This is a genomic window from Halomonas sp. M20, from assembly GCF_020622265.1.
Classification (GTDB): Bacteria; Pseudomonadota; Gammaproteobacteria; order Pseudomonadales; family Halomonadaceae; genus Modicisalibacter.
This window is the reverse complement of sequence record NZ_JACNMQ010000002.1, coordinates 645,645-658,107: the sequence shown is the minus strand read 5'-3', so window position 1 is coordinate 658,107 and position 12,463 is coordinate 645,645. Positions and strand designations below refer to the sequence as shown.

14 protein-coding genes are annotated in these 12,463 nt (G+C 59.0%); 10 read left to right on the top strand and 4 right to left on the bottom strand.

Annotation, left to right across the window (positions count from 1 at the left end):
* The first annotated feature begins 255 nt into the window (after window positions 1–255).
* The 6 genes from prfB to rimI all read left to right on the top strand — a co-directional run bounded on the left by prfB (window position 256) and on the right by rimI (window position 5,414).
* Window positions 256–1,354, top strand: a protein-coding gene (prfB, locus tag H7850_RS08620; protein WP_227369110.1) for a peptide chain release factor 2 whose coding sequence is annotated in 2 segments (ribosomal slippage) — window positions 256–330 and window positions 332–1,354 — 1,098 coding nt in all. Because the reading frame shifts where the segments join, the coding sequence is not laid out codon by codon here.
* An 8-nt stretch (window positions 1,355–1,362) separates the two neighbouring features.
* Entirely contained in the window at window positions 1,363–2,883 is a 1,521-nt protein-coding gene (gene lysS / locus H7850_RS08615) for a lysine--tRNA ligase (protein WP_227369109.1), read from the top strand.
* A 249-nt stretch (window positions 2,884–3,132) separates the two neighbouring features.
* Complete coding sequence (locus H7850_RS08610) at window positions 3,133–3,519, top strand: hypothetical protein (protein ID WP_227369108.1); 387 nt, start codon at window positions 3,133–3,135, stop codon at window positions 3,517–3,519.
* 185 nt (window positions 3,520–3,704) lie between these two features.
* Complete coding sequence (locus H7850_RS08605) at window positions 3,705–4,013, top strand: BolA family protein (RefSeq protein ID WP_227369107.1); 309 nt, start codon at window positions 3,705–3,707, stop codon at window positions 4,011–4,013.
* Complete coding sequence (locus H7850_RS08600; protein WP_227369106.1) at window positions 4,013–4,951, top strand: hypothetical protein; 939 nt, start codon at window positions 4,013–4,015, stop codon at window positions 4,949–4,951. Before H7850_RS08605 ends, H7850_RS08600 begins: the two co-directional genes overlap by 1 nt.
* Entirely contained in the window at window positions 4,935–5,414 is a 480-nt protein-coding gene (rimI, locus tag H7850_RS08595; RefSeq protein WP_227369105.1) for a ribosomal protein S18-alanine N-acetyltransferase, read from the top strand. The genes H7850_RS08600 and rimI overlap by 17 nt, the downstream gene beginning before the upstream one ends.
* Here the strand turns inward: rimI and zapB are convergent.
* Window positions 5,409–5,618: a cell division protein ZapB gene (gene zapB / locus H7850_RS08590; RefSeq protein WP_227369104.1), complete on the bottom strand. Its 210-nt coding sequence runs from the start codon at window positions 5,616–5,618 to the stop codon at window positions 5,409–5,411. The two genes, rimI and zapB, sit on opposite strands and share 6 nt — an antisense overlap.
* Before the next feature lie 116 nt (window positions 5,619–5,734).
* Window positions 5,735–6,358 (bottom strand): 16S rRNA (guanine(966)-N(2))-methyltransferase RsmD, encoded by a 624-nt coding sequence (rsmD, locus tag H7850_RS08585; protein ID WP_227369103.1) that lies wholly within the window; start codon window positions 6,356–6,358, stop codon window positions 5,735–5,737.
* Window positions 6,359–6,515: 157 nt separating this feature from the next.
* Here rsmD and ftsY point away from each other — a divergent pair, with 157 nt between their 5' ends.
* The 4 genes from ftsY to rpoH all read left to right on the top strand — a co-directional run bounded on the left by ftsY (window position 6,516) and on the right by rpoH (window position 10,773).
* A complete protein-coding gene (gene ftsY, locus H7850_RS08580; RefSeq protein ID WP_227369102.1) occupies window positions 6,516–8,030 on the top strand; it encodes a signal recognition particle-docking protein FtsY in 1,515 nt (504 codons plus the stop codon).
* Window positions 8,027–8,707 carry a cell division ATP-binding protein FtsE gene (gene ftsE / locus H7850_RS08575; protein ID WP_227369101.1) on the top strand — a complete coding sequence of 227 codons (681 nt, stop codon included), beginning with the start codon at window positions 8,027–8,029 and terminating at the stop codon, window positions 8,705–8,707. Before ftsY ends, ftsE begins: the two co-directional genes overlap by 4 nt.
* The gene (gene ftsX, locus H7850_RS08570) at window positions 8,704–9,747 is read left to right on the top strand and encodes a permease-like cell division protein FtsX (protein ID WP_227369100.1); all 1,044 of its coding nucleotides are present in this window, start codon (window positions 8,704–8,706) and stop codon (window positions 9,745–9,747) included. Before ftsE ends, ftsX begins: the two co-directional genes overlap by 4 nt.
* A 159-nt stretch (window positions 9,748–9,906) precedes the next feature.
* Entirely contained in the window at window positions 9,907–10,773 is an 867-nt protein-coding gene (gene rpoH / locus H7850_RS08565; protein WP_227369099.1) for an RNA polymerase sigma factor RpoH, read from the top strand.
* Between the two features lie 85 nt (window positions 10,774–10,858).
* Here the strand turns inward: rpoH and slmA are convergent, their stop codons facing one another.
* Together slmA and argB are read right to left on the bottom strand one after the other, a co-directional pair.
* Window positions 10,859–11,482, bottom strand: coding sequence for a nucleoid occlusion factor SlmA (slmA, locus tag H7850_RS08560; protein ID WP_227369098.1), 624 nt, complete (start codon window positions 11,480–11,482; stop codon window positions 10,859–10,861).
* A 32-nt stretch (window positions 11,483–11,514) separates the two neighbouring features.
* Complete coding sequence (argB, locus tag H7850_RS08555) at window positions 11,515–12,429, bottom strand: acetylglutamate kinase (protein WP_227369097.1); 915 nt, start codon at window positions 12,427–12,429, stop codon at window positions 11,515–11,517.
* Window positions 12,430–12,463 lie beyond the last annotated feature (34 nt).

Sequence of the window (12,463 nt, the reverse complement as noted above, 5' to 3'; positions counted from 1 at the left end):
CGGGCTTGTACTGAATAGACCAGGCTTTCTAATCTTCCCTTTTCAGAAACATACTTGTCTAGGATGAATGCGCCACAGCGTATTCCACTATCGTAGTAGATCGCTGGCAGTAAAAATGACTGCCAGCGATTGGCGGCAGCAGGTCGAGCAGCACACAAGACGGCTCGCAGGATGACGCTACAGCGTCGGTTGGCTACAATAAGCGGCTTTTGCCTCTCTTCATTATTTCACGCAGCACACGAAAACAGGATCATCATGCAAGAGATCAATCCGATCACTAACCTCATCAAGGACCTGTCCGAACGGACAGACATCCTGAGGGGGTATCTTTGACTATGCCGAGAAGAAAGATCGGCTAGAGGAAGTCACCCGGGAGCTCGAAAATCCGAATGTCTGGAACGATCCGGACTACGCCCAGAAGCTGGGCAAGGAGCGCGCCAGCCTGGAGCAGATCGTGGCCACCATCGATGAGCTCGATCAAGGGCTCAAGGACAATGCGGAACTGCTCGAACTTGCGGTGATGGAAGAGGATGAAGGCACCGTCGAGGAGGTCAACAAGGAGCTTGCCCAGCTCGAAGCGGCCCTGGAGAAACTCGAGTTTCGCCGCATGTTTTCCGGTGAGATGGACGCCAACAACGCCTACCTGGACATTCAGGCCGGTTCCGGCGGCACCGAGGCCCAGGATTGGGGCAACATGCTGCTGCGCATGTATCTGCGCTGGGCGGAGCATCACGGTTTCAAGGCCGATATCGTCGAGCTTTCCGGCGGTGAAGTGGCAGGCATCAAGTCCGCGACCATCCATATTCAGGGCGACTATGCCTTCGGCTGGTTGCGCACCGAGACCGGGGTGCATCGTCTGGTACGCAAGAGCCCCTTCGATTCCGGTGGGCGCCGACACACCTCCTTTGCGTCGGTATTCCTGTCGCCGGAGATCGACGACAGTTTCGAGGTCGAGATCAACCCGGCGGATCTGCGTACCGATACCTATCGCTCCAGCGGCGCCGGCGGCCAGCATGTCAATACCACGGATTCCGCGGTGCGTATCACCCACGAGCCCACCGGGATCGTGGTGGCCTGCCAGAGTCAGCGCAGCCAGCACGCCAACCGGGATTTCGCCATGAAGCAGCTCAAGGCGAGATTGTGGGAGCACGAGATGGAGAAGCGCAATGCCGCCAAGCAGCAGGCGGAGGACAGCAAGGCGGACATCGGCTGGGGCAGCCAGATTCGCTCCTACGTGCTGGACGATCAGCGCATCAAGGATCTGCGCACCGGCGTGCAGTCGAGCAATTGTGACAAGGTGCTCGACGGCGATCTGGATCAGTTTATCGTGGCCAGCTTGAAACAGGGACTATAGGCACAGTAATGGCAAATCAAGATACCTCCCAACAGGATGAAAACCATCTGATCGCGGAGCGTCGGGCCAAGCTGGCGGCCCGTCGCGAGCAGGCTGCCGAGCAAGGCGACAGCGCTTTTCCCAACGACTTTCGCCGCGACAGCTTGGCGTCCGAGCTGCAGGCGGAGCTGGGTGAACTCGATAAGACGGAGCTTGAAAGTCGCGGTCGCCAGGCTGCAGTGGCCGGGCGTATTCTCAGAAAACGCGGCCCGTTTCTAGTGATTCAGGACGTCTCGGGGCAGATTCAGCTCTATGTCGACAAGAAAGGGCTGCCGAACGATGTGCTCGAAGATATAAAAAGCTGGGATATCGGCGACATCGTCGCGGCGCGCGGGCCGGTTCATAAATCCGGCAAGGGCGATCTGTATGTGATGATGGTCGAGGCGAAGCTGCTGACCAAGAGCCTGCGCCCGCTGCCGGATAAGTTTCATGGCCTCACCGACATGGAAGCGCGCTACCGCCAGCGCTATGTGGATCTGATAATGAACCCGGAGTCGCGCCGGGCGTTTGAAGTGCGGGCCGGCGTGGTCTCGGCGATCCGCCGATTCTTCGAGGCCCGCGGCTTCATGGAAGTCGAGACCCCCATGCTGCAAGCCATTCCCGGCGGCGCGGTGGCCCGTCCTTTCGTTACCCATCACAACGCGCTGGACATGGACATGTACCTGCGCATCGCCCCGGAGTTGTATCTCAAGCGCCTGGTGGTGGGCGGCTTCGAGCGGGTGTTCGAGATCAATCGCAACTTCCGTAACGAAGGTCTGTCCACGCGGCACAACCCTGAGTTCACCATGCTGGAGTTCTACTGGGCCTATGCGGACTATCGGGATCTGCTCGATCTCACCGAGGAGATGATCCGTCAGGTTGCCCGGGAGGTGTTGGATACCAGCGTATTGACCTATCAAGGCACCGAATACGATCTGGGTCAGCCGTTCAAGCGGTTGACGATGCGTCAGGCAATTCTCGAGCACGGCGGGCAGCTGGAACAGCCCATCGGCGAGAGTGATATCGACCTTTTCGATGGCGCCAAGGCGACCGCCGAGCGCCTGGGAATCAAGGTCAAGGAGGGGTGGGGGCTAGGCAAGCTGCAGACCGAGATATTCGAGGAGGTCGCCGAGCCGAAACTCGATCAGCCGACCTTCATTATCGAGTATCCTGCCGAGGTCAGCCCATTGGCACGGCGCAATGACGCTAACCCCTTCGTTACGGATCGCTTCGAGTTCTTTGTTGGCGGGCGCGAGATAGCTAACGGCTTCTCGGAGCTCAACGACGCGGAAGATCAGGCGGAGCGCTTCAAGGCCCAAGTGGCAGAGAAAGACGCCGGCGATCTGGAGGCCATGTATTACGACGCTGACTACGTGCGTGCGCTCGAGTACGGACTGCCACCCACTGCGGGCGAGGGCATCGGCATCGATCGGCTGGTGATGCTGTTCACCGATAGTCCATCGATTCGGGATGTTTTGCTGTTTCCGGCCATGCGCCCCGAGGTGGAGTAAAAGAACTGCGCTTCGGCCATGTGTTGTTGTGAAGAGATTTCCCTTGCTCGTGTACAAACCCGTACACTCCGCCGGTAAATTTCTTCACGCCTAGCCTGGCCTTTGCTCGCTTCTTTCCGCGGGGTGGCGCTAGCTTGGGGCAGTACTGTCCCAAGCTGACAAGATTGCGCCTTTTCAACGATGGTAACCATCCACACTTACGCCCATAATGAGCGTCGTTCCGATGTTGCCTAGGTCGAGGAGAGTCCGATGAAACTGCTCAACCGCTCAGCCCTGAGCGTCAAGCCCACGCAAGCGTTCGTCGACTGGATCAACTCGCTGGAACCCACGGTGGGCGACGATGATCTGACCCTCGACGACATCGATCGGGAAAGTACCGTCTATTTGATTCCCGAGATGGATAGCCCGGAAGCGCTTTCCGCTTTTGTGCGGGAACGCCATAGGGAAATTCTCGAAAGCGAGCTGCGAGCCTGGGAAGAAGACGAGCGGCAATGGCCGGAAACCCATGACTGGTCATTGTTTCAGCGCTTTCTCCGGGTCGAGTACAGCTTCCTGTCCGTCGATCTTGATGATGAAACACCGCTGGAAATTGCAGAAATAGACGACGTGCTGCTACTGGATGCGGATCAGGGGTAACGGCATCGGCTAACCTGCTTTTTAGCGACGACTTCCGGGCCCGGCTTTGCCGGGCTTTCTTATAGGATGAAATGACTTTTCGAAACGCGCGCGAGCAGGAGCTGGCATCGCCTGGTCTGGAGTGAGGCGTTACAATGATCGCCATCCTGACGCAAAACATTGAATGGACGAACGGAGGCCAATTCATGAGTGTTCAGACACGTATTGAAGACAAGCTCAAGTCTCTCGACCCCGACTATCTTGAGGTCGAGAACGAAAGCCACATGCACAGCGTGCCGCCCAACTCCGAAACCCATTTCAAGGTGACTCTGGCCTCGCAGCGTTTCGCTGGCCTGATGCCGGTCAAACGCCATCAGCAGATCTACGGCGTTCTGGCGGACGAGCTGGCGGGGCCAGTGCACGCACTGGCGCTACATTTGTATACCCCTCAGGAGTGGGTTGCCCGGGGTGGTGCCAGCCCCGACTCCCCCAACTGTCGGGGCGGTGGTCGCTAGTGAGCGAAGAGCCGCAGCGTTCGCAATATCTCGAGGCCATGGGCTTGACCGCCTGGATAAGTCGTTATCGACTGCCCAATGCGGCGCCAACGATGCAGTGTGAATGGCTCGAGCCCGAAACGCCGCCGAGCCAACCACCGGCCCAGCGCTTGCAGGCGTTGCTCGGGAAGGGTTCTCGCGAGGAGAGGCCGCTTGAAAGAAATCAGGATCATCCGATTTCTTCCGCTGCATCGCCCTCGAGTAACGCCTCATCCTCCTCTCTCTCTACGGCGACGCCTTCAGGCCAGGCCAGACGAGCCCGGGCACTGCTGGATGACAACGGCTATGAGGGGCATGGCAACGAAGGTGGTAATGAAAGCGCTAGCAACAAGATCCCCCAGACGCGCGCGACCGAACCCGAAGCGTCTGACCGTACTTCTGATACGGATGACCGGCCTGCCCAGATTTCCCTACGTTTTTCATTGCAGATTGCCGCTCTGGATGGTCGTTGGCTGGTAATGCTGCCAGGGCGAGAGTCGGTAGACGCACAGTCCAGGCAGCTACTGGCCAATTTATTGCAGGCGGCGAATATCACACCGGGTACGGCGCTCGACTTCCAAGCCTTCGATTGGCCGATGATGGAAGGCATGCCCGTGGAAGCGCCCTTGGAAGAGGCCCGGGACGGTCTGCGGGCCTTTATCGAAGGCCGCCACCGGCGTGGCTGGAGGCCGGAGTGCCTGTTGCTCTTCGGAGAAGATGCCACACTGGATTCTGTATTGAATCTGCAGGAGCGTCAGTGCCGTCTGCTGAATATTACCGGCTGGCAGGGGCCCTCATTGCAGGCGCTCGCTCAGTCCGCGGAGGCCAAACGAGGGCTATGGCCGATTTTGAGGGAGTGGCACGAGGCTTGGCATCAGGCGGCGCAGGGTGAGCCGGATAGCGATGACGCCTCGTCTTGAGCCGTTGACGTCGCAGTGGTTGCCGTGGGTGATCGCCATCGAAAATGCCGGGCAGCAGCACCCCTGGTCCCGCACGCAGCTTCAGGATGCCTTCGAGGATGAGCGTGCAATCCTGTTGGGGGCTTTCGCGAACGAGGGGCTGGCGGCCTACGCGGTGCTTTATCGGTTGCCCTTCGAGGCGGAGTTGCAGGCGATTACCGTCGATCCCAAGGCTCGTCGACGTGGTATCGCTCGCGCCTTGCTTGGTGAAGTGATTGCGGAAGCGATGCGCTGGGGCAGTGAACGTTTGCTGCTCGAAGTCAGGGCATCGAATCAGGCGGCCCACTCGCTGTATGAGCAGCAGGGGTTCTCGGTGGATGCCCGGCGCCGTGGGTATTATGCGGCTGAACGCGGCATGAAGGCAGGACAGCGCGAAGATGCGCTACTGATGTCGCGCTGTCTTGCTACCGCTAATGGGTCATGAGAAGCTGGTTTCGCTGTTCTCCGTGCTTTCCAGCTCGCGAAACTTCTCCAGCAAGCCGTTCAGGCGCCGTTCCCACTCCTGGTGTTCCTGCTTGAGCCGGGCGTTTTCCTCGCGTAACTCTTCGCTTTCCATCTTCAGCATCTCGAGCGACTCCACCGCGTTGGTGACCTTCTGCTCCAGCTGATTGAAAAGTTCGATGCTCATCCTGTTCTCCTGATGTCTTGCAGTTCTCTGAAGGGGTTTTGTTCGTTCTAAAGGATACTCTGGGGGCGTCCTGCAGCCGTTCAGCCTACGCTGCGGGGGTGGTCTCGGCAAGCGTCTCAAGGTGGCGACGCGGTACGACGGTAGAGCCGGCCATGGCTCTCTCCCGCCACCACTTCGCGGTGCAGTTTCCAGGTTGCCGGTGGTTCTAGTGTCAAGGTTGCTTCGGTCTCCACATAAATCCAGGCCTCGTCGTTCAGCCACCCCTGTCGTTCAAGCAAACCGCAGGCATCACTGGCCAGTCCTTGGCGAAAAGGCGGGTCAAGAAAGACGATGTCGAAAGGCTGCGGCGAGCCGTTCAAAAGTGCTAGCGCATCCCGCGTGATCACTTGCCCGGGGGCGTCCAGGGTTTGCAGGTTCGTCCTGAGAGTATCGGCCACCTTGGCATCCGCCTCGACGAACAGAGCATCTTGCGCACCCCTGGAAAGCGCTTCCAGGCCCAGAGCGCCGGTGCCGGCGAACAGATCAAGTACGCGGCGATCCGCAAGTTCGAAGGCTAGCCAGTTGAATAGTGTTTCCCGCATGCGATTCGGGGTCGGGCGCAGGCCCGGGTGATCCGGCACCGCCAGCAAACGACGCCGGAACTTGCCCCCGATGATGCGTAGCTTGCCGCCTCCCTTGCCATGGGCGTTGGCGGGAGTCATGCGGCTGGAGCGAGGGGGAGAAGAGCGACGGCGATTCATGATCGGCAAATTGTACGAGGGGGCCAGCAAAAGTGATAGTCAAAATGATGACCTTTGACGATAGCCCTTAGCGATAGTCCTTGGCGCCAGTCCACAGCGCTAGTGCACAGTGATAGGATATTGCCATTATTCACCTTTCAAGTGACAGAATTCGCCCATGTTCGGTTTTTTGAAGCGTAAGAAGAAGCAGGACGCCGATCGGCAGGATGCCAAGGATACCTTGGCAGACGGTGCTGAAGAGCGGGTCGACGAGCAGGACGGTGATCGAAGCGCCGAGGCAAGTGCCGCCGCTGAAGCGGTACAGGTGCATGATCCCGCCACCCAGCAGACTACCGCCTATCAGCCGGATGCGCTCGAGCGCGATGCCGCTCGGGAAGCCCTTGACGACGATGAGTTGATCCCCGGCGAGGCGCATAGCGCCCTGGAGGAGATACCCGTCGAAACGCCTCGGGAGAATCTGGCTTACGAGGCATCTCGTCCTGATGAGGTCATTCGTCCATTGGACGAAACCCCCGCCGAAAGCGACATTGCCCCCGGCGCCGATGACGCTGGAGAGGATGAGGCAAAGGCAGCCGTGCTGGCTCAGGCGGCGGCGGAAGCGCATCAGGAGCTGCGCGAGCAAACCGCCATCGATGGCTCGCCTGAGATTCCGGCAGCTGCCGAACAGGATACCGACGTTACCTCATCATCAGTTCAGTCGCCTCCGGTTCAGGAAAAGCCTCCTGCAGAGAAGCAGGGCTGGTTCGCTCGCATCAAGTCAGGACTGGGCAAGACCCGAGCCAACCTGACCGACGGCATCGCCGATCTGTTCATGGGCAAGAAGCAGATCGATGACGAGCTCATGGAGGATCTCGAGACCCAACTGCTGATGGCGGATGTGGGTATCGAAGCCACCAGCGAGATCATCGACCGCCTTTCTGCACGGGTATCGCGCAAGGAGCTCAAGGAACCCCAGGCGCTATATCGTGCGCTGCAGGAAGAACTGACGGATTTGCTGGCGCCGGTGGCAACGCCTCTGACCCTACCGCCCAAGGGCGAGGGGCCTTTCGTCATCCTGATGGTGGGGGTCAACGGTGTGGGCAAGACCACCACCATCGGCAAGTTGACCAAGCGTTTCCAGGCGGAAGGGCGCAGCGTGATGCTGGCCGCTGGCGATACCTTTCGCGCCGCAGCGGTGGAGCAGTTGAAGGTCTGGGGTGAGCGCAACAAGGTGCCGGTGGTGGCCCAGCATACCGGCGCCGACAGCGCCTCGGTAATCTACGATGCCCTGGCGGCCGCCAAGGCGCGCAAGGTCGATGTGCTGATCGCCGATACCGCGGGGCGGCTGCATAACAAGGGCCACCTGATGGAGGAGCTCAAGAAGGTGCGCCGGGTGATGGCGAAGCTGGACGAGTCCGCGCCTCAGGAGGTGATGCTGGTACTGGATGCGGGTACCGGCCAGAATGCCCTTGCCCAGGTCAGCACCTTCGATGAAGCAATCCCGGTGACCGGTATTACTCTGACCAAGCTCGATGGCACTGCCAAGGGGGGCATCATCTTCGCCCTGGCCAAACAGAAAGCCACACCGATCCGTTTCATCGGCGTGGGTGAAACCCTCGACGATCTGCGCCCCTTCGCGGCCCAGGATTTCGTGGCGGCGCTGTTTTCTCGCGAAGACGAGAATGCTGGATGATACGTTTCGAGCATGTCGGCAAGCGTTATGGCGGGCGTTTCGATGCGCTGGCCAACATCGATTTTCGCATTCGGCGGGGTGAGATGGCCTTTCTCACCGGCCATTCCGGTGCCGGAAAGAGCTCGTTGCTGCGCCTTCTCATGCGGCTCGAGCGCCCCACCCGGGGAAGGATACTGGTTGCCGGCCACGACATCGACCGGCTGCACACCAGCCAGATTCCGTTCTATCGCCGCCAGATCGGCGTGGTCTTCCAGGATCACCAGCTGCTATTCGACCGGAACGTTTTTGCCAACGTGGCGCTTCCCTTGCAGATTCAGGGGCTGGAGCCTCATGAGGCGGCTCGGCGTGTGCGTGCCGCGCTGGACAAGGTGGGTCTGCTGCATCGTGAAAGGGCGCTGCCCATCGAGCTTTCCGGCGGTGAGCAACAGCGTATCGGCATCGCCCGAGCGGTGGTCAACAAGCCGGCGCTGCTGCTGGCGGATGAGCCCACCGGCAATCTGGACCCACAGCTGTCCGCCGATATCATGCGCCTGTTCGAAGATTTCAATCGCATCGGCACCACAATCATGATTGCAAGTCACGATCTGGCCCTGATCGCCCGGTTGCATCATCGGGTCTTGAAGCTTAGCGAGGGTCGTCTGATCGGTGACGATGCTACAGTCGAGGAGACTTCATGAGCGCCGACAGAACGCCTTCGCCGAACCAGCGCCGGCCACGGCAAGGGTCTTCGTCAGCACGCCAGCCGGATACCCGGCAGAAGAAACCAAGGCGAGGTGCCCGCAGCCAGCACACCGGCATGAATAGTCAGTTGCGGGCCTGGGGTCGCCATCACCGCGCCATGGCGCTGGATAGTGTGCAGCGGTTGATGCGACGGCCCCTGGGTAGCTTGATGACCATGCTGGCCATCGGCATCGCCTTGATTCTGCCCTGCGCATTGTGGCTGACCCTGGACAGTGCTCGATTGCTGGATGCAGGGCTCGAGGAAAGCGCGAGCCTGACGGTGTATCTCGATACCACCATGGAAGAAAGCGAGGCCATGCAAATGGCCAGCTCGTTACGCGAGCACCCCGGGGTGGCGGCTGCACGCTTGGTAACTGCGGCGGAAGGCATGGTCGAGTTTGAACAGGCGCTGGGTCTCGAAGATGCCTTGATGCGTCTCGGCACGAATCCGCTGCCGGCCAGTATCGTGGTTGCGCCACTCGATACGTCGCCCCAGGCAGTACATGAGTTGAGTGAACGCCTGGCAGAGGTTCCAAGGGTTGATGAAGTTCGTCTCGACCTGGCCTGGCTCGAACGATTGCGTCGTCTGGCGGAGTTGGGGCAACGCTTGACCCTGGCGTTGGGCGTGCTGTTCGGCTTCGGCGTATTGTTGATCGTTGGCAATACCATTCGTCTATCCGTCGAGAATCGTCGTCAGGAGATCGAAGTGGTCACCTTGATCGGTGCAACCCATGCTTTCGTACGCCGGCCATTTCTCTATAGTGGCGCCTGGTACGGCCTTGGCGGTGGCCTGCTGGCCTGGCTATTATTGGGTGTAGGCGGGCAATGGCTGTCGGCGCCGGTACAGGCGTTGGCCCAAAGCTATGGTGCCCATTTCACGGTGCCGGGGCTCGACTGGCAAGGCTCGGCAGCACTGCTTGTTTCGAGTATACTATTGGGCTGGCTAGGCGGCTGGGTGGCGGTGAATCGTCATCTCAAAGAGATAAGACCGCGTTGAGGTGGCTGGGTTGAAACGTACCGGTCGCACTCTTTTCAACGGGGAACTTCGTTTATCATTTGCGGTCTTAGTGACAGCGTACTATGTTAGGAGTCTAACGATTATTCTAGCAAATCAATGTTGGTTTCCTTTTCTCAAGGCAACATGGAGACATTCTGCATGAGCACCAGTCTTCAGCCTATTGGCCAGCTTTCACCCGGCCAGGACCTGAATGGTTACATCCGCGCGGTCAACGGTATTGCCGTACTCACTGCGGATGAAGAACGAGAGCTCGGCTTTCGTCTGTACGATCACAACGATCTGGAAGCTGCTCGGCGTTTGGTCATGTCGCACCTGCGATTCGTGGTACATATTGCCCGCAGCTATTCCGGCTATGGTCTGCCTCAGGCGGATTTGATTCAAGAAGGCAATGTCGGGCTCATGAAGGCGGTCAAGCGCTTCGATCCGCACCAGGGAGTGCGTCTGGTTTCCTTTGCAGTGCACTGGATCAAGGCCGAGATACACGAGTTCGTGTTGCGCAACTGGCGTATCGTCAAAGTTGCCACCACCAAGGCTCAGCGCAAGCTGTTCTTCAACCTGCGCAGCGCGAAAAAGCGTCTTGCCTGGCTCAATGTCGATGAAGTGGATGCAATCGCCAAGGATCTCAACGTCAAGCCCGAGGTGGTGCGTGAGATGGAAGGGCGCTTGTCCGCCTTCGATGCCGGCTTCGATGCTTCCCCTTCCGAAGAAGAGGATCAAGGCTATCAAGCACCGGCGCACTATCTCGATGACGAGCGCTTCGATCCGGCGGTACAGCTTGAAGACAACGATTGGGAAGAGGATTCCACCCGTCGTTTGCAAACAGCGCTGGCGAGCCTGGATGAGCGCTCCCAGGATATTTTGCGCAGCCGTTGGTTGACGGACAACAAAGCCACGCTTCATGAGCTTGCCGACACCTATGGTGTTTCTGCCGAACGTATTCGCCAGCTCGAAAAGAACGCCATGAAGAAGATTCGGCAGCAGCTGGGCGACGCTTTGGTAGCCTGATAGACTGTTCAGACGTATCTAGAATGCCCCTGGCCAACCCGGCAGGGGCATTTTTCATGCTTTGAAGGAAAAGCCGTTCAGTTTATCAGGGCGAAGGTGATGAGGCGGTAGTCGATATCAGCAGCTCTCTGGATATCAATTGCCATTGCTCGTCCCAGTTCGAGGTAGGCAGCCGCTTGAAATCGCTGCGCACATACTGCCCGATTCGTCCTTCGGCGAAGGCCAGCAGAAGATTGGCGGCGGAGGAAACAAGCAGTGTCGGGCGCAAGCCCTCGCGAAGCTCGGCTTCGCGCAAAATCTGCTTCAACTGGGTTTCCAGACGCTCGAACAGCTGGTTCATACGCGCTCGCAGTCGTGCGGTCTCGCCGATCAGGGCGTCGCCAGTGAGCAGTCGACACAGCCCTGGGTTCTTCTCGGCAAAGCCTAGCAGCAACTTGAGAATGTGCTGGCAGCGTGACAAGGCATCCGGGGTCTCGTGGAGTATGAGTCGAATGCGTTCGAACAGGCTTTCCTCGATGAACTCGATCAGGCCTTCGAACATGCGCGCCTTGCTGGGAAAATGCCGATACAAGGCGGCTTCGGAAACGCCGACCTGGCGGGCCAGTGAAGCAGTAGTGATACGTTTGCCGCTGTCTTCTTCCAGCATTAGTGCCAGTGCCTGAAGGATCTGGTCTCGCCGGCTCTGCTTGGAGTTGGTTGACTGCGTCATGATTTTTTCTAATAGTATTTTGGTTTGGATGGCTATGAAATTGACGGGTTGGCATCGTCCGTGATCAGCGTTCCCACCCCTGCGTTGGTAAAGATTTCCAGCAACGTTGCATGAGGCACGCGACCATCGATGATGTGAGAGCTGACCACGCCGCCTTTGACGGCATCCAGCGCGCAGCGGATCTTGGGCAGCATGCCGCCATGGATGGTGCCATCCGCAATCAGAGCGTCCACTTGCTCCGTGGTCAAACCGGTCAGCACTGTGCCATCGCGATCCATGAGTCCGGCAACATTGGTCAACAGCATCAGCTTTTCAGCGTTCAGCGCCTCCGCCACCTTGCCCGCCACCAGATCCGCATTGATGTTGTAGCTGCGCCCCTGTCCATCCACTCCGATCGGTGCGATCACGGGTATGAAATGTCGTGCGGTAAGCATCTCGATCAGTTCCGTGGAGACATGCTCCACTTCGCCGACGTGGCCGATGTCGATGATTTCCGGAGCGGTCATTTCCGGACTTTGATGGTGCACCTTCAGTTGCCGGGCGCGGATCAGACCGCTGTCCTTGCCGGTCAGGCCGATGGCCTTGCCCCCGCACTGATTGATCAGGTTGACGATACCCTTGTTGACCAGGCCGCCCAGAACCATTTCAACTACATCCATGGTTTCCGCATCCGTTACCCGCATACCGTTGACGAAGCGCGACTCGATCTTGAGCTTGCTCAGCAGGTCGCCGATCTGCGGGCCGCCGCCATGGACCACCACGGGATTGATGCCGACCTCCTTCATCAACACCATGTCCCGGGCAAAGGAGTCGACGAGAGTCTGCTCGGTCATGGCGTTACCGCCATACTTGACCACGACGGTCTTGCCGGAAAAGCGCTGAATGTAGGGCAGAGCCTCGGACAGGATCTCGACAACCTGACGCGGATCACGGGACTGTTGAGTCATGGGGTCGCAGCCTTTTTTGCAGGTGAAACAGCTG